Here is a 17,141-nt window from a genome sequence, read left to right as displayed (position 1 = left end):
TTGAGCGGAAATTTGATTTTTTACAAAGTCTGATTTGCTTTCCAGTGTACTTGTTTCTGCCTGAAAATTTCTGTGGGGCGATGGGGAATCTCTTGTGAACTTGAAAAAGTATTGTCCCAATCGAGGTTCAATGTGTCTGAACCTGGAGCAGTACCTGCTCGGGCGCTTAATGAAGGGGTGCGTTCGAATTGGATCGGCGGTGCTACCCGTGTCAGCAGACCAAGGCGACTATCCTGATCGATCAGATATGCTTCAAGGTCTTCCTGGCTGATCGGCACAGGGGACTCTGTATTGTTGTGGTATCGGGTTGCCAGCATTGCGGTCTTGGCGAGAGCCACACGGACGAGCCAGCTTCCTCCCTCTGTAGCACGACGTATGAGTGCTGCCGTCACACCCAGAGCTCCCAAAATTCCTGTACCGTAATCGTTGAAATAAGCCGGAATGAGACTAAGTCGCTCTTTTCCTGCACTGTGGATTTTGGCAAGGCCCGTACAACTCTGTGCCAACTGTTCCCAGCCACGCCGCTCTGCCCATGGTCCCTGAAATCCATAACAGTCTAATTGGACAATGATCAAATTTTTTTTTCGTTGTGTCAATTCCTCAATCGAAAAGCCTGCCTGCTTCATTGCGCCGTGTCGAAGACCATCAATGAATACATCTGCGGTTGCGAGTAATTGGAAAATATGGTTACGGTCGCGCTGGGACTGATAATCCAGATACGCGGACTTCTTACCCCAACCGGTTTCTATTTCAAATGGGAAAATGTGATCCAGATAAGGATGGCGTCCATGGATGACATCCGCTCCTTGTTCCGCCAGACTACGGCCTATAGTTGGTCCTGCAAGCACTCGTGCGAATTCAAGTACTCTCGTTTTTTCCAGCGGACGAATGACATCTTCTGTAAATGGTTCCGGTTGACCATCGGCAATTTTCCTCAGTTCAATCACAGGTGTCGTAGCAATGGCTTTGCCTTGTGGATGAGCCAGCCATTCTTCCTTGTCTCGAACGATGGAAGTGCAAAGCCCTAGTTCGGAAAGCTGGTCTTCCAGGTCTTGCGCGTCGTATTGTAAGGTTGCCTGGGCAATCGCGTCATGCGCTCCCACACAGTTCAGAAACTTGAGAATTCCTTCCCGTAAGTGCGTGTAAGCTCCGTTATACATCACTTGCCGACCATCCTTAGTTTGGAAGAAGTTATTCACAGGCGTGTGTACGGGAGAGATATCGAGCTGCCAACCCTCTTGAAAATGATAGGCAACCGAATTTAATATCAATCCCGCATGCCGACGATCGACACGAATCGCTTGTGAGCCCAGTCCTCTCATCTGACCGATCGTAGCGGTTGCTTTTCCAAATGCTCCTAGTGCCGCCGCTGCGAAATCATGTGTCGCAACCGGAGAATCGATATATCCCGGTTTCTGGATAATTTCGAGGGGACTTTCCGTATCAAAATCGATTTCCAATGGTTCAACAATTTCATTAAAAATGCGTTGTTGTGTTTCGGTTCCATGCATTTTGAATGGTGCCTGATCTCTAAGGTATTCATTCCTGATTCATCTTTCTGACCTGAGAGATAATAGCGGATTGAATGTGGTAGCACAAATTTTGTTTTAAGTAGTAGAGAGACTACTTGTTAGCTTTCTCTTTGGATTCTAAGACAACCCAGTCAGGAATCGGAATTGACTTGTTTCGGGCGACCAACAGTAGGCAGCCGACTACGATGACAAGAATAGGCACCTCGACGTCTAATGTGATTCGCCCTGTTTGACGTAGAACAGACAGACAACTGGAGATGAGAAAAAAGGGGCCGATAACCACCGTTGATTTATCGATACCACTGACGGCAAAGGAAAGCAGGCCTACCACCGCTAGACCGAGCGTCCAGATCCAGTTGATACCGGGAACGATTCCTAGTGTTGTTAACAACCAACCGATGCCAATACTGATGATGAGCAGTGGCAGAATGAGTGTTTTCTTGTCTGTTTTTTTAGTGGTAGCAGATGGTTGGCTCATGTGACTGACTTTCTGTGTTGTGTGAGCGTTAAAATGTTCTAATTACCTGATAGGCGGATAGAATTAGACAATATCACGCCAATTTGAAAAATAAATCCCAAAAGGCTCAAAGTGTAAACACTCTCAACGAATAGAATCAGTCAAATACGAACCACTCATTGCTTTCCTTCACACAGTGTTGACTAGCTTAGCTTTACAGTCAGAAGTAACCAAATTGAAGTCTCTTTACTGGTTTCGAGCTACTTCGTTCCAGGTTAGCGTAAAATATTTCTACGAAGGAAAAACGTATCTTTTTTTGATCGACCTAAATTATCGAGGGCCGGTAACCTCAGATCAATTCCATGCTGAGCTGAATTTAATGCAGAGCTGCGGAAAAATCCGAGACCTTTGGCTTCGTTCACAATAATTTGCAACTGCAGGTCAACAATATTGTCCTTTGCGTCGGCTCGTTTCTGGAGTCCCGTCTGCATCTTTTTGAGTCCTGCATTAATTTTATCGATTTCCTTTTGTCGAGCTTTCAGGTCTAAGTCGAAATAATTGCTGAGTGCTTTACGCAATTCGCTCGTTGCTTTGGTTCGACCTTCATCCGACTTCTCACTTCGTAGTTTCTGAAGCATAGTATTTACAGTGTCCATTGCTGTCTTTAAAGGGTCAACTTTCGGTTTTGCTGCTTCCAAGTATAGACCTTCGCTGTCAAACGAATTCACGATAGTGTAAGTGGGGTAAGCACGTGTTGCTGACTTCCACTGGGAAGTCAGCCCCTGTTTTGTAAATAAGCCCAGTCCATCCATTTCATATTTGAAAGACTTGAGTTGCAAATCGACAAGTTGTTCCTTTGCCGCGGCGCGCTTTTCAAGTGCTGCTGACATTTTGGAACTGCGTAACATTAATTTCTCCAGTTCTGCTTCGCGATGTTTCATGTCCTTGTTAAAGTATTCAAGGAGCGCTTCTCGCACTGATTTTTCTACTTCTTCTTTCTGTTCATTTGATTTTGCATTCTTGAGTTCTTGGCGAAGTTTTTGGAGTTTCTGCGAGATGGTATGTTCAAACAAATGTCCAATATAACGGGAGTTTGAACGAGCCGGATTGCTGAGGCTTGGACGATATTGCTGAATAGGGACTGGTTGAAGCGACTGACCAAATGGGTCGTTTGTTTTTTGTTGCGCCTTTGTCGTTGATCGTTGTGCAAAACCGATATTGCCAAACAACACTGTGGAAAGAACAGCTACGATTCCACAAGAGAGTTTAATTCTAAGCGAGCTTGTTTTTTTCATTATTCTTCCTTAATTGAAGAGTTTAAAGGATCGCGGAATGCATCACGTTCCAATTGGTCTAAATGTGCTTTAATCGACTCAGAGTTGTGCCAGAATTCATCATTTACTGGTTGTGCAAACTGTCCTGCGTTCGAGATGATTTCGAGTTGCCGAAGGCGTTCTGAAATGTCATGGGCTGCTGCGGAATATGCAGCGGACTCTGCGGCGATCGCTTGATCTTGCTGAGCCAGTGTAATGTCACTCTCTGATACAACGGTCTCTGGTGGCGGTGTCGAAGATCTTTCTGTGCGTACCACTTTTGGTGACACAAACATCGACGCTATAGCGATGACTGAGATCAGACAGAAGAATGCTCCGCTGGTAAGAAACGGACGCCGTCGAATCAATTTCATGATATGGCTTCGGTGACGTGTTCCATACTGTTGTGTTCTGGCAAGCAATCGAACCAGCGATTCCCGGACTTCAATGGCACTCTCAAATCGGCGCGACGCCTTTTTCTCCAGCAGTCGGTCGATGATGTCCGATAAGTCGTCGGGAATGTCACTATTGACCTGCCATACCGGACGATGCGTGTCGTGACAAACTCGATTGAGTACACCCATTGCTCGTTCGGCCCTAAACGGTGGCCGACCTGTGGCCATGAAGTAGAGTACTGACCCAAGACTGAAGAGATCCGTACGATGGTCAATTGTGTCGCCGTTTGCCTGCTCAGGTGACATATAGTGAGGTGTGCCGGCGATGATCCCTGTATGAGTGAGGCTGGCATCATCGACGGTTCTTGCTAATCCGAAGTCGGTGAGTAGAATGCGTTCAATGCCTTGCTCCAGTAGGATATTTGCAGGTTTGACATCACGGTGGATCACTCCCTGTTCATGTGCTGCTGCGAGTCCGGATGCGGCCTGAATGCCAATGCGCATGATTTCTTTTGCGTCGAGCGGTCCTTCCCGGTCAACACGCGCCTGCAACGACTCGCCTGCAACATACTGCATTACGAGGAAAGGGCTCTCATCGTCGGCTTCCACATTATGAATCGCGACGACGTGCTCATGCACTACGGCTGCAGCCGCCCGTGATTCTCTGGCGAAACGTTGTCGCGCGGCTCCGCTATGTGCCAGATGCTGTGCCAGTACTTTGATGGCCACCGGGCGATTCAATTCAGAGTCAAAGGCCTTTAGCACAAGCCCCATCCCACCGGAACCAATCACGCGCTCAACCTCGTATCGCCCAAGACGGCCAAGCATCTCAGGATGATTCGGTGGGTTTAGAAAGGCCAGGTGTTCTGATTGGTTGTGTGTTCCATCGATACTTTGAAAACCTGTGCGACTGTTTGATAACTCTTTCCAGGGATAATCACTGAGTAACTCTCTGGTTTCCACATCAAGTTGTGCCGGTCCTGCAGCTGTGTTGAGTCGCTTTTGACATACTTCACAATTCTCTACATGCGCTGCCGCTGTGCGATATTCATTGCTGTCTTCGTCTCCATAGAGCAAAATTTGCAGCTCTGCATCGTCAGCATGTTTTAGATGACTCGTCACGGTCTTTACCTCGCGTGGTGTGATGAGAATTTTCTTCTTCGTTCTGTTCCAGTGTTTTGATCGTTTCCCGCAAACGACTTCGAATGCGGCTGCGGGCAATGTGAACTGCACCAACGCTCATTTCGAGTTTTTGTGCGACGTCTGTTGTCTCTTGCCCTTCAATGCTCGACAGCCAAAACGCTTGCCAGGTACGCTCTTTTACCTGTTCCCGGACCTGTTCTGCCGCCCACCGAAACACTTCACGTCGAAATTCCAAATCAAAATGAGTTGACTCTTCTTCTTCACTGACTGAGTCGGCTTGCTGTTCCAGGATTTGCGCCATGCCTGAGTCCCCAGTGCCAATCGAGCGGTACTTCCGACGAGTCAAATACTTGATCATTAAATTGCGGGCTATCCGAAACAGCCAGTCACGAAATCGACCGCGTTCCGGTTCAAACTCCCATCGTTCAATCGCACATGAAACCGATACAAGGACTTCCTGCACAACTTCCCGGGCATCCGCATCCTGCAAACCTTTTGCCCGCGCCAGCCGGTACACCAGCGGTTCATAAATCGATACAAACTGATCCCATGCCTCGACATCTCGTTTGTCAGGTAGTCGCAGAATCAGGCTGTTTCGAGTATCAGGGACTGGTGATTCCATGCATTTATTCTCGTTCCTTACCAGTAAATATCCACCACAAAAGGAAACCTTTCACACGACAAGAAAAAAAGGTGAATTAGAGTTTTTAACAAAGACGTAAGTCGTTACCGCTATACTGCTTCGAGCTCGAGTAATTCTATTCTTTGATCAAAAAAAATCTCTACTTGTGGTCATTCAAAATGTTCTCGATATGCTAAGTAAAGTGGTTTTAGAACTTGATGCAGGCACTCTGCTATTTTTGAATTGAAGTTTGATGACAAAAGTACTTGTAACCGGATTTGACGCCTTTGGAACGACTCCTGTGAATCCTGCGGGAAGTGTTGCCAGAAAACTGGACGGAATGACGATCAACGGGGCGACTGTGATAGCCAAAATCGCTCCCGCGGCCTTTTTTAAATCGATTGAATATGTCAAAGAAGTGATTGCAGATATTCAGCCGGACGTAGTCATAATGCTGGGAGAATACGGTGGTCGATCCATGATCACGGTGGAGCGGATCGCGAATAACTTTAACGATGCCACACGTTACCAACTTGTTGATAATGAAGGTTGCGGACTTCAAGATCAGCCGACCGATCCTGAAGGGCCCGTTGGTTATTATACAACGCTGCCCATTCGCGCGATTGTGAAAGCAATGCGGGCAGCAGGGGTTCCCGCTGACATTTCAGATACGCCGGGAACCTTTGTCTGTAATCATTTGATGTATGGTATCCTGCACCATATTGCGACGGAGAATCTTAATATCCGAGCCGGTTGGATTCACCTGCCACATCTTCCCAGTGTTGCCGCTATGGAATGTCATCTGGGTGCTCCAAGTATGTCCGAAGAAACGGCGGTTGCCGGTATGACAGCTGGCATTGAAGCGATCTTGGAACATACAGAAGACATTCACGATCCGATTCGATCCCTGTGGCAGATCTGATTTTTCAGGGTGAGCAAACGCCTCAATCACCCATATATAAAAACTGGACTGCATCGGCGATGACATATTTTCCGTCTGTGCCCTCGTTGGATATTTTGACCCAGCCTGATTTCCCTGCTCTGAATCGAAAGACTCCCAACTTGCGGAACAGTTTTTTATATTCGGGAATTTTTTGTTGATTGATGCGTATTGTTTTTTCTCCGTCAGCATGATGTATGGTAATCGGAGTGTTCGTTGATCTGCGGATGTTATAACAATGTGAGAGCCGTACTTCGTAGCGGCCTGATTTGGGAAGTTTAGGCGTATAAACGACTGCTTTCTTCCCTTTGCCTTTCTTCTGGTCGTGTAGATAGCCGAGTCCTACATAGGGGGGAGTATGAGTTGAATACTGCCAGGTTCCGATTAATTGGGCCTCTGTTTCATCGATGACAATTCCAGGTAATTTTGCAGGATCAGACACGACGAACGGAACGAGTTCCGGCTTATCGACTTCGCCGGGCGCGTGCGAGTTTGCGACAGCGTCGGGATGCGGTTTTTGTTGAGTGGTAGAATCCTTTGCGAGCGTTGGTACTTGTGATAGCAGGATGACTGCCAACGGGATCATCCAGCTCTGAACTTGCCCCATGATTCAAATTTCCTTGTGATTAAATAAGAAACTTCAATGACTTTGAAAATGATTTATTACAGAATGAAACTTTCGTGCCTGGAATTCTATGATTTTCTCTCCTATCCTGTGCTTTTGCATCTACCAAGTTAGCTCATCTTTGTCTTTTTTACGATAATTTGTTTGTTTTTCCTTATTTAATCTCGATGCGAGCTGGCATCTAAAGAACGTGACTGAAAAAGCCTGATCATTTTGAAAGCATGTAATCATGAGAAAAGATTTGGAGTCTCGGTCAAAAGATCAACTGGGAGGTGGCTACGATCGCCCCTATGGTCTGCGACAGCAAAGTCGGTCTATAGCTGTTGCCCGGCATGGCATGGTGGCAACCAGCCAGCCTTTGGCTGCCCAGGTAGGGTTAGATGTATTGAAATCAGGTGGCAACGCCGTCGATGCTGCAATTGCCGTGAATGCGATGCTTGGCGTGGTCGAGCCGATGAGCTGTGGGATTGGTGGCGATCTTTTTGCTATTTATTGGGATGCCAAGTCACAAAAATTGTTGGGGCTGAATGCGAGTGGCCGAAGCCCCTCCAGTTTGTCCCGAGATGAATTTTCGAAGCGCGAATTAAAATCCATTCCGGATCACGGGTTATTAAGCTGGTCCGTACCCGGTTGTGTGAGTGGCTGGGAAACATTGCATACGCGATTCGGGACTCAGTCCCTGGCGGACTTACTGAGTCCTTCGATCAAGACGGCCGAAGAAGGATTTCCGGTTACTGAAATCATTGCCGGTTATTGGAAGAACTCAGAAAAAAAACTTTCTGCCTGGCTCGATTCGGCAGAGACATTTTTGATTGATGGTCACCGTGCACCATGTGAGGGAGAGTTATTTTGTAATCCGCGTCTCGCTCACACATATCAGTTGATCGCAGACAAAGGGAAGCAGGAGTTTTACCAGGGATCTATCGCCAAACGTCTGGTTGAATTCAGTCAAAATCATGGAGGGTTCTTTTCGCTACAAGACCTGGCGGACCATCGTGATGACTGGATTGACCCTGTATCTACCAGCTATCGACGCTATGACATCTGGGAGTTACCTCCCAGTGGGCAGGGCATTGCGGCTCTGGAAATGTTAAATCTGTTGGAGGAATATGATCTTGCCTCAATGGGTCCGGGGAGTGCCGAATATTTGCATTTATTGGTGGAAGCAAAAAAACTGGCGTATGCCGATCGGGCGCAGTTTTATGCGGACCCTGATTTTGAGAAGTTACCAGTTGATGAACTGATATCAAAAGCATATGCCGATCGGCAGCGAAAGCGAATCAATCCAGATCGAGCAGCGGCCGATGTTCCTGCAGGAGATCCTAAGTTAAAACATGGGGACACCGTTTATTTATCTGTTGTTGACAAAGACCGAAACTTTTGTTCGTTGATCCAAAGTAATTATTTCGGCTTTGGTTCGCAGGTAACACCGGGCGATCTAGGATTTGCAATGCAAAATCGTGGCTCCTTATTTGCGCTCGACAAACATCATCTAAACCGTCTGGAACCAAACAAACGTCCGTTCCATACGATCATTCCTGCAATGGTGACGCAAGATGGTCGCCCCTGGTTTTGTTTTGGTGTGATGGGAGGCGACATGCAACCGCAGGGGCATGTGCAAGTACTGGTTAACCTGATCGATTTCAAAATGAACGTGCAGGCGGCTGGTGACACAGCCCGGGTGCGACATTTCGGAGATGCAACTCCCACAGGTGAACTGCCACAAGGTGTTGGAACGGTCGTGGTGGAGTCAGGGATTTCAGATATGACGATCAAAGCCTTACAGGACAAGGGACACCATGTGTTGCGTTCCAAGGGTGAGTTCGGTGGCTATCAAGGTATTTTGATTGATTGGGAAGCGGGTGTATTGAAAGGAGCGACAGAATCACGCAAAGATGGGGTTGCCGTCGGTTATTAGTAGTGTAGCTTGTTTCAGGACATTGTTGAATTTATGAAAGAGGAACCCGGATCCCAACCAGCCCAGGACACATCGGATTCGCAATACGTCCGTGATTTAAAATGGGCGATAACCAGCCCTTCGTTGATCACAGGATCCAACGTTGAAGCCAAGATGCCCCGTTTTATCGACGAGACGCCCATTGATGAACAAGATCTGGCGGCCTTTCTAGAACAGTATTCAAATTTCCGAGTGGGCACCTACTTTGAGGGACTGGTTTTGTATTGGCTGGAAGCGATTTGCAAACTAAAAATCGTTAAACAGCAACAGCAAATCTTTGAGGAAAACCGAACGGTCGGCGAGATTGACTTTCTTTTTGAAGACAAAACAGGTGTTCTCACTCACTGGGAAACCGCGGTCAAATTCTATTTACATTTTCCTGAAGACAATGAAACAGGCAGCCACTTCATTGGCCCCAATGCTGTAGATACGTTCGAAAAGAAGATCAAACGTTTATTGGAGCATCAGCTGCCATTCAGTCAAAAATACTTTCCGGAAGTGACTCAGCGTCAAGCATTTGTGAAAGGTTATATTTTTTATCACCCTCATGTAGCCCGTCCGCACCAGTTGCCTGAGAATATGTCGGCCTCGCATTTGAAAGGGACTTGGATACGCCATTCAGAAATCCTCTGGCTCAATGACCAGAACAGTCATCTCATGTTTCGCGTGTTGCATAAACCGTATTGGTTGTCTCCTGAAGTGAGTCATTCTCAAAGTGGAGATTTAAACTCGTTTGAAGAGTTAAAAAGCCAGCTTGATGCGCACTTTTTGAATGAAGAGCGACCTTTGCTCGTCAGTGTCCTGGCATGCCAAGACACGATTTGCCACGAAATCAATCGCACTTTCATTGTCTCTGAATCCTGGCCACAAATTCGATGATTCACCGATCTCTCATTCCAATTCCATTTCTATTCCCTAATTTCAATATTGCTGATGCCCTCTCGACCTGGGTCTAGAATATTATCAGAGAAATGAATACCGGTTGCCTTCTGATCGACGCGAACCGCATAAACATAACGCGGTTGCTGGCTCTCTTTTGAGGCTGAATGGCGGCCTGAGTTTTGTACCAGATTGCCTTGAATGATCACGTCTGCCAGGGGTGTGTTCTCAGGTTTTTGTCCGGAATCAAGCAAAATAGGGTTTCCGTTATTGCCCCAAATCCAATGGGCGTTGCCATAACCGAATTCTGAGATGATATTGTTGGCAATGATGGAGCCACCATCACTGTTATCGGATCTGGCTGGTTGGTCTTTGTTAGCCTCACGAGACGCATACGAGGCAGCACCCGGCATGAGTCCAATGCTCCACAGGTCGTTTTTGATGAACTGATTCCCGAGAATTAATACGTGTCGGGAACCATGCATGGCTTTCATGCCCACAAAACAGTTAGAGACGATATTCTGTGAAACGATTGCATGATCTGAATGCAAGTCGATGCCTTGCGCCGCATTTTCAATGGTGTTGCCCAGAATTTGAGTCTGATTACTGATTGCGGGTGAGGTCACAACAATCGCGGACCCCTGATGCCAATTATTGACAGACTCTCGCTCCCAGACCTGGGGGTTCGTTAAAATTCCTTTGGTTTTGTTTTTCTTAACAAACTGACCCAGTTTGAATTTTTTCTGTGTTTCCTGTGTGGGTAACAGATCATTTTCGATGATGCGGTTTCCTTGAATGCGCGTTCCAGTGCTGGCGTTGACGACGATGCCACTTCCATCAATACAGTGGAACGCATACCCCCAGTCTGGTGATTGAGTTCGATCATCTATGGAAATGCGCATGTAGTTCGTGATTGTACAATTGCGGATGGTGGTGTTTTTGCAGTTTAATAAGTAAAACACGCCAGAACGTGTTTTGTGATTCAAGACCGTTACATTATCGAGAACGATATCCTGGCATCCGCTTGCCTTAATGGCTTCAGTTGCCGTTGTCTGTTTCTGTTCAGGGCGTGTTAATACGATGTCTCGAAGTTGAACCCTGGATCGGTTTTCGATTTCAATAAAAGGTGCATCCGGATTGGTTTGAATAATGCGTCCTGGTCCATAGAGACCACTACCATCACTGCGAATACTGATTTTGGCCGAGATTTCGTAATCTCCTGCAGGCAGGAACAGCATCTTTCCCGGTTGCGCATCCAATGACGCCTGGATTGGCTGATTTCGACTGACAATCGGAAATTCGGAATTCGATTCCTCGCACAGTCCTTGAGCAGGGGCTGATAAAACAGTCAAAAAGAAGAGCAAATTGGTACGTCTTAAAAAACCGTTTTTGATACCCTGACCACGATCGGAACTCTGTTTGATCACCATTCAGATCTACTCTTTCTGTTAGAGAGAGACACACAGATATTTTTTTGCTGCTCTACTGCTAGACACTGCTTGCTGATGTTCATCTTCGATGAGATAGATGATATCGAATATAATCTGACGGGGAAAGTTTTACTTGTAGAAACGGTGATGGTTATCTTTTCTGGGTTTAATTCTGTCAGGCCAGATTGTGGATCTACCTTCAAGTTATTACGCAGCGATTAATAAGTCAGGTAACTATGGTGTAGGTACAAGGTCCGCTTTCATGTTGTATTCATCAAGAATCTTGTGAGAATTATTATGTTTGCTCTGTTTGGATGCATAGTCAGTCGTAAATTTACTTTTGCGCGTTATTGTCTCGAAAGTGGTACTTTTTGGCAAATAGGGACATGCACAAACGGAAGCAAATTTAAACTTCTGGAGTCAATTTTGGTTAAAACAGTTAGGTTTTATAGTGCTATCAATTTCAGTGAGGTAGATAGATTCACTAGAATTTTTTCTCGCGCGCGAGCCATAAACAGGGAGTTTGTCTTTTGGCACGGTTGAGTCAAGTCGGAAATATTCACCTGCTAATTGGTATTAAACGGAAGTTTTGAAAGCCTTGAATTAGTCAAGGGCAATTTAGTATTGGAAGATTGTTCTGCGCATGAAAAAACAGAGTCATTCCTTTAAGGTTATCAGGAACGACTCTGTTTGTTTAACAAGTGTTTCTCAGGAAACAGGATTGCCTTGGAAGATATTTATTTTTCGAATGAAGCCTGATTTAATTTGGAAGGTGACGGAGGAACCGGTGGGTTCGCATTTTCTGTTTTTGGTGCTGCCTCTGGTTGAGAAGCTTCCGGACTTTCATTGATATAATATACTGGTCCACCGTAGTGCTGTCCTCGGCAATGTCGACAACCATGGCCTCTGCAGGAACGACAATCACGTGTATGGTACATATTTGGATTTGGTGGTGGGGGAATCATGCCACTACGTGGTTGCCAGGTTGGCACACGTTGGTAATAAAAACCAAGTTGCGTTGTGTCAGTTGGCATGTAAACCTGTGGGTAATTGACAGCAGCTGTGGGACCTGGCTGTCCCATAAATTGATTCGAGTAATAACGTTGGTACTGAACCGGAGTCCTTTGAATACTTTGTGCAGAAGGAGGGCACCAACCATGACCTGGAGAGGTATGGCACTTTCTTAAAAAGGCCCGGCCTTCTCGTGAGGTGTAGTTTCGGTAAGTTCCATCGCCATCATAGCGATTCGAATACCCGGGAGGACAATTGTAAGCATAGCCACCGCCGCGAACGTGATGGGCCACTTGTTGGACGTTTCCATCGTTCACTGTGGTTCTATCATCAGCGCTTACATTTGACGTAGTGCTGATCACGAAACCGGTCACTGCCAGAATAGTAAGCAGTTGTACGTTTAAGATTCTCATAACGATCTTCCTGAACCTCATTGAGGATAATATTATAATTATTGAACGATGCGAGAGATTGGAGTAATACGGCTTGAAGGAATCCCCCAACCATAGTTGTAGCTCTGTCGAACATTAGGAGCCAGTGGAACAGCAATCGGAACGCCGTAACCTTGTGCACCATAGATTCGTCCATCCCGCTGATCGAACGAGTAGGGATCAACGGCGTACGTCATATTGTAGTGGCCGATGGGAGGACAACCTTTACCACCACATCCGGTAGGAATGAAGTAACCGAATTTGCAACGGAAAAAGTTGCGTAAGGAACCGCGTTTCCCAATACCAGCAGAAGTTCTTGATCCAGCACGACAGTGGGGGCAACCGTTGCTTGTGTAAGAAGGACTATTCGAATAAGAATATACATGGTTTTGTTTACAGCCACACTTGTCTTTTAGAAACCCAACTTGTTTAATCGGAGAACCTGATTTCTGGTGCTGTTTCAGACTGGCTGGTTCGCCAGCTTGCAGGCTCTGAACCGACAGGGTTGTAATGATCCCTGTCGTTACAATGAGTCCTGTTAATTTATAGGTAAAATTGTGCATGATATTTTTTCCTGATGGTATCTCCGAGCGAATAGCCTCAGAGTGATAAACGTTTTCTGGTCTCAACAGCCGTTTACTCTTAAGCTGTCACCTTACCAACGGAGGAATGAACCTTGGGAAGAAGCCGAAATCCGATTTGTATTTTACATGAACCTGAGTACCTTCCAGCTTCCATCGTTCATGAGATCGCATCCCGAATGGTGTCCACATCCAGCCCCCCTTTACGTTGTAGTAATAAGGGCCATACATGGCTTTGTACTCATGTGGATATAACATTTCCTGAGGAGCCAATGCCTGGTTTGTGATGATAGTTCGTCCGACATAGTTAGGAATACCAGGTTTGGGAGAAGGGTACATTGGAGCTCCCAGTTGAGGATATCCTGGTAATACATTCATACCCGCCGTCGATCGGATCTGTTGAGGTGCTTTATAGTTTTTATGATGTTTAAAGTGCCCGTGCGAATAGCTGATTGGTCGTGCCTGCTGTGATTGATCAAAACGAGCAGGAGCTGCTTGAATCATTCGAGGCTGATTACTGACCTGTTGAATATACCTACTACTTCGACTGCGACGACCCAGCTTCGGTCGTTTTGCAAACGAACTTTGCTTATGTGGTTGGGAAGTTGCTTCTCGTTCATGGCTGACTTGCTTGATATTAGATGGCTTGCCAGCCGATCGGGATAATTTTTGTTTCAACCAACTGACCGGATTATATTTTGATGCTTTTGAGCGACTTTCCTGCTGAATCACAGCATTATTGACAGCACCTGTTTCCGCTGCCTGTACCGCTGGTGCCATCAGCAAAAATGCTGGTAACAGCCCGGTAAGCAAGGTTACCTTGAGACTCGAACGAGCCATAACAATCCCTCCCTGGATTTTTGTTGTGGTTTATCCACCAATTAGACTGTGTTAGAGAGTCGTCCAACTCTCCCAGTCAATATGAATGATCAGTTGTCTAATTTCAGAACCTTTGTCGGCTTATAAACGAGACAAAGCCACTTTATAAAGACCGAAGGAAAATCCGAATTTCGCGAAATTTCACTTTTCAGATCTCTGGTCATTTTTGTATGTTTCAATCGCCAAATAGTGATTCTCAAAAACGAAAGTCACTAGTTCAAATTTCGGCTGGCAGGAATCGTCGGAATGAGTCATTTTGTAACTACAATGACGATTCGTCCTATTTTCCCGAATTATCGTCTATTTAAAGGGTTACGAGTGGCCTTATCTATTCAATAATCGTTTCAACAGATACAATCCTTAGTGTTTGTTTAAGTGGCAAAATCGACATATTTTTCTTAAGTTACCATCTGGGATCACCCGAATTCTTAACGAGAGCCATTGATCAATGTGGCTATTGTAGATTCTCAGCCCGTCGTTCATACGGCTGAGTCATAGATGTATTGGAGAGACTCTTGGCTAAACGAAAATCAGCCAAAAAAGGCAAAACCGAAGGCACAAATGGACAAGTCGGGAGTGAAACCGACCGTATTGAATATATTCCTATTAGTGAAGTGACACGCAGACGCTATCTGAATTACGCGATGTCTGTTATTACGTCACGTGCTTTACCAGACGTCCGTGATGGCCTTAAACCGGTTCAAAGACGTATCTTGTATGTTATGTATCAAGACTTGCGTCTCGTGGCCAATGCGAAGCCGCGTAAATGTGCCAAGATTTGTGGTGATACCACGGGTAATTACCATCCCCACGGCGATGCATCTGTCTATGACGCTCTTGTACGACTGGCACAGGATTTCAACCTGAGAAATCCTCTGATCAATGGTCAGGGTAACTTCGGTTCTATTATGGGATTGCCTGCGGCAGCGGCACGTTATACCGAAGCAAGGCTGACTGGAATAGCAGAACATCTCATGAATGAGCTGCGATTTCAAACAGTTGAGATGCGTCCCAATTATGACGGTACACGTAATGAGCCTGTCGTACTACCTGCGCGATTTCCCAACCTGCTTGTCAATGGGGTACATGGAATTGCAGTCGGGATGGCAACGAATATTCCTCCGCATAATCTGGGTGAGGTCATTAAGGCTTGTACACATCTTATTCATAACAAGAATGCAACCGTCGCCCAGTTAATGAAGCACATTAAAGGTCCTGACTTCCCTATGGGAGGCCGGATTGTGACTGATAAGCGATCTTTAACAAGTGTTTATAAAGAGGGGCGTGGTCCCATAAAGATTCGAGGTGAATGGAAACCTGATACTGACAGGCGTTCGAAAGGGATGAACCGTCTGATTATTTATTCCGTTCCTTATGGGGTCGAAACGGGTTCGCTTCTTTCAGAGATTGGTGGTATTGTTGAAGCGAGAAAACTTCCGCAACTGGTTGATGTTGCTGATGAGACAGACGATAAAAATGGCCTGAAAATTGTTCTGGAAATCAAGCCAGATGCTGATCCTGAAACAGTGATGGCCTTTTTATATAAGCATACACATCTGGAGCAGAATTTTTCGGTCAATCTGACCTGTCTCGTGCCAGATGAGTCTGACGTGCTCGTGCCACAACGCTGTGATTTGAAGGAGATGTTGCAATACTTCCTCGATTTTCGCTTCGTGAGTGTTCGGCGTCGTTTTGAGTATCAACTGGAATTGCTCGAAAGACGAATTCATATTCTCCAAGGCTTTAAAATTATCTTTAATGGTTTGGATAAAGCGTTAAAGTTAATTCGTGCCAGTAATGGTAAGCAGGATGCCGCGAAGAAACTAATGGCAAATTTTCGTCTGGATGAAATTCAGACGATGGCAATTCTGGAATTACAACTCTATCGTATTTCCAAACTGGAAATAAACACGATTCGAGAAGAGTTAAAAGAAAAACAGGCAGAAGCTGATCGTATCCGCCGTATTCTTGCTTCTAAAAGAAGACTTTGGAAAGTCGTTGAAAACGAACTGGTTGAAATTGGGAAGGAATTTCCTGAGAAACGTCAAACCAAACTGGGTTCTTCCGATGAAATTACCGAATTTGACCCTCAGGCTTATATTGTGAGGGAAAATACAAATGTCGTTGTCTCCAGAGAAGGTTGGATCAAAAGGGTAGGACGTCTCAAAACAAAAGGGGAAACTCGGGAACTCGATAAAACGCGCACCCGAGAAGGTGACAGTGTGTTAGCGGTGGCACCAGGAAGTACACTCGACCATGTCGTGTTTTTCTCCAGTGATGGTGTTGCCTATACATTACCCATCGAACAGGTACCTGTTTCCTCTGGATATGGTGAACCACTTTCAAAACATGCACGTCTGGGAGATGGTGTGAATCTGGTTGCAGCTATCACAACTGATTCACGGTTCACACCTGAAGATAAGTCGACTCGCAGAAAGCCCATTCCCACTCCCCATCTTTTGATTGTCACCGAAAAAGGCCAGATCATGCGGGTCTCTTTCAGTACATTTCGTACTGCATCAACAAAGGCGGGGCGTAAATACTGTCGGCTTGGTAAAGACGATCGTGTGGTCTACGCGGCTTTGGTCGAAGATGCAGAGACAATGTTTATTGCAACGAATGATGCTCGAGTGTTGCACTGTGAGATTGAAGAAGCGGCATTACTCTCCAATCCGGGTAAGGGAGTCAAAGGGATTCGTCTTGAAAAAGATGACTTTGTCATTGGAGCGCTCCAGTTGAGTCGTCCAAGTGACTGTTTACGGGTGATAAACACAAATGGCAAGAAAATGACGTTTGGCCAAATGAAATATGGGGTGACTTCCCGAGGTGGCAAAGGAGTTAAAACCAGCCAGAGAAGTGGCTTTGCTGAAATATTGTATCCACCAATTGAAGTTGTTGACTGGGATGAGCTAGGAGACTATGAAGAGTAGACTCATTCCATTTTTT

At 45.9% G+C, this 17,141-nt stretch carries 14 protein-coding genes; 4 read left to right on the top strand and 10 right to left on the bottom strand.

What is annotated here, in order from left to right; translation table 11 throughout:
• Window positions 1-20: 20 nt before the first annotated feature.
• The 5 genes from V144x_RS27830 to V144x_RS27810 all read right to left on the bottom strand — a co-directional run bounded on the left by V144x_RS27830 (window position 21) and on the right by V144x_RS27810 (window position 5,462).
• A complete protein-coding gene (locus V144x_RS27830; protein ID WP_144990441.1) occupies window positions 21-1,511 on the bottom strand; it encodes a CoA transferase in 1,491 nt (496 codons plus the stop codon).
• A 112-nt stretch (window positions 1,512-1,623) separates the two neighbouring features.
• A complete protein-coding gene (locus tag V144x_RS27825; RefSeq protein WP_144990439.1) occupies window positions 1,624-2,010 on the bottom strand; it encodes a hypothetical protein in 387 nt (128 codons plus the stop codon).
• A gap of 254 nt (window positions 2,011-2,264) precedes the next feature.
• Window positions 2,265-3,284, bottom strand: a complete 1,020-nt coding sequence (locus V144x_RS27820; protein WP_144990437.1) for a hypothetical protein — start codon at window positions 3,282-3,284, stop codon at window positions 2,265-2,267.
• Complete coding sequence (locus tag V144x_RS27815) at window positions 3,284-4,819, bottom strand: serine/threonine-protein kinase (protein WP_144990435.1); 1,536 nt, start codon at window positions 4,817-4,819, stop codon at window positions 3,284-3,286. The genes V144x_RS27820 and V144x_RS27815 overlap by 1 nt, the downstream gene beginning before the upstream one ends.
• Complete coding sequence (locus V144x_RS27810) at window positions 4,794-5,462, bottom strand: RNA polymerase sigma factor (protein ID WP_144990433.1); 669 nt, start codon at window positions 5,460-5,462, stop codon at window positions 4,794-4,796. The genes V144x_RS27815 and V144x_RS27810 overlap by 26 nt, the downstream gene beginning before the upstream one ends.
• A gap of 253 nt (window positions 5,463-5,715) precedes the next feature.
• Here V144x_RS27810 and pcp point away from each other — a divergent pair, with 253 nt between their 5' ends.
• The gene (gene pcp, locus V144x_RS27805; protein ID WP_144990431.1) at window positions 5,716-6,384 is read left to right on the top strand and encodes a pyroglutamyl-peptidase I; all 669 of its coding nucleotides are present in this window, start codon (window positions 5,716-5,718) and stop codon (window positions 6,382-6,384) included.
• Window positions 6,385-6,406: 22 nt separating this feature from the next.
• Here the strand turns inward: pcp and V144x_RS27800 are convergent, their stop codons facing one another.
• The gene (locus V144x_RS27800) at window positions 6,407-7,009 is read right to left on the bottom strand and encodes a golvesin C-terminal-like domain-containing protein (protein WP_197998674.1); all 603 of its coding nucleotides are present in this window, start codon (window positions 7,007-7,009) and stop codon (window positions 6,407-6,409) included.
• A 247-nt stretch (window positions 7,010-7,256) separates the two neighbouring features.
• Here V144x_RS27800 and ggt point away from each other — a divergent pair, with 247 nt between their 5' ends.
• Window positions 7,257-8,945 (top strand): gamma-glutamyltransferase, encoded by a 1,689-nt coding sequence (gene ggt / locus V144x_RS27795; protein ID WP_144990430.1) that lies wholly within the window; start codon window positions 7,257-7,259, stop codon window positions 8,943-8,945.
• A 33-nt stretch (window positions 8,946-8,978) separates the two neighbouring features.
• The gene (locus tag V144x_RS27790) at window positions 8,979-9,863 is read left to right on the top strand and encodes a DUF1853 family protein (protein WP_144990428.1); all 885 of its coding nucleotides are present in this window, start codon (window positions 8,979-8,981) and stop codon (window positions 9,861-9,863) included.
• Between the two features lie 29 nt (window positions 9,864-9,892).
• Here the strand turns inward: V144x_RS27790 and V144x_RS27785 are convergent, their stop codons facing one another.
• The 4 genes from V144x_RS27785 to V144x_RS27770 form a co-directional block, all read right to left on the bottom strand.
• Entirely contained in the window at window positions 9,893-11,293 is a 1,401-nt protein-coding gene (locus V144x_RS27785) for a right-handed parallel beta-helix repeat-containing protein (protein WP_144990426.1), read from the bottom strand.
• A gap of 737 nt (window positions 11,294-12,030) precedes the next feature.
• Window positions 12,031-12,717 (bottom strand): hypothetical protein, encoded by a 687-nt coding sequence (locus tag V144x_RS27780; protein ID WP_144990424.1) that lies wholly within the window; start codon window positions 12,715-12,717, stop codon window positions 12,031-12,033.
• A gap of 38 nt (window positions 12,718-12,755) precedes the next feature.
• Complete coding sequence (locus tag V144x_RS27775) at window positions 12,756-13,298, bottom strand: hypothetical protein (protein ID WP_144990422.1); 543 nt, start codon at window positions 13,296-13,298, stop codon at window positions 12,756-12,758.
• 87 nt (window positions 13,299-13,385) lie between these two features.
• A complete protein-coding gene (locus tag V144x_RS27770) occupies window positions 13,386-14,156 on the bottom strand; it encodes a hypothetical protein (protein WP_144990420.1) in 771 nt (256 codons plus the stop codon).
• A 554-nt stretch (window positions 14,157-14,710) separates the two neighbouring features.
• Here V144x_RS27770 and V144x_RS27765 point away from each other — a divergent pair.
• A complete protein-coding gene (locus tag V144x_RS27765) occupies window positions 14,711-17,125 on the top strand; it encodes a DNA gyrase/topoisomerase IV subunit A (RefSeq protein ID WP_144990417.1) in 2,415 nt (804 codons plus the stop codon).
• Window positions 17,126-17,141 lie beyond the last annotated feature (16 nt).

Source organism: Gimesia aquarii, assembly GCF_007748195.1.
GTDB lineage: Bacteria > Planctomycetota > Planctomycetia > Planctomycetales > Planctomycetaceae > Gimesia > Gimesia aquarii.
The sequence above is the reverse complement of the archived record's forward strand: the minus strand, read 5'-3'. Positions and strand labels throughout refer to the sequence as shown.

Bases quoted from the DNA above. Each gene is read 5' to 3' on its own strand.
- V144x_RS27830 (WP_144990441.1), bottom strand. From the start codon at position 1,511: ATGCATGGAACCGAAACACAACAACGCATTTTTAATGAAATTGTTGAA.
- V144x_RS27825 (WP_144990439.1), bottom strand. From the start codon at position 2,010: ATGAGCCAACCATCTGCTACCACTAAAAAAACAGACAAGAAAACACTC.
- V144x_RS27820 (WP_144990437.1), bottom strand. From the start codon at position 3,284: ATGAAAAAAACAAGCTCGCTTAGAATTAAACTCTCTTGTGGAATCGTA.
- V144x_RS27810 (WP_144990433.1), bottom strand. From the start codon at position 5,462: ATGGAATCACCAGTCCCTGATACTCGAAACAGCCTGATTCTGCGACTA.
- pcp (WP_144990431.1), top strand. From the start codon at position 5,716: ATGACAAAAGTACTTGTAACCGGATTTGACGCCTTTGGAACGACTCCT.
- V144x_RS27800 (WP_197998674.1), bottom strand. From the start codon at position 7,009: ATGGGGCAAGTTCAGAGCTGGATGATCCCGTTGGCAGTCATCCTGCTA.
- ggt (WP_144990430.1), top strand. From the start codon at position 7,257: ATGAGAAAAGATTTGGAGTCTCGGTCAAAAGATCAACTGGGAGGTGGC.
- V144x_RS27790 (WP_144990428.1), top strand. From the start codon at position 8,979: ATGAAAGAGGAACCCGGATCCCAACCAGCCCAGGACACATCGGATTCG.
- V144x_RS27785 (WP_144990426.1), bottom strand. From the start codon at position 11,293: ATGGTGATCAAACAGAGTTCCGATCGTGGTCAGGGTATCAAAAACGGT.
- V144x_RS27780 (WP_144990424.1), bottom strand. From the start codon at position 12,717: ATGAGAATCTTAAACGTACAACTGCTTACTATTCTGGCAGTGACCGGT.
- V144x_RS27775 (WP_144990422.1), bottom strand. From the start codon at position 13,298: ATGCACAATTTTACCTATAAATTAACAGGACTCATTGTAACGACAGGG.
- V144x_RS27770 (WP_144990420.1), bottom strand. From the start codon at position 14,156: ATGGCTCGTTCGAGTCTCAAGGTAACCTTGCTTACCGGGCTGTTACCA.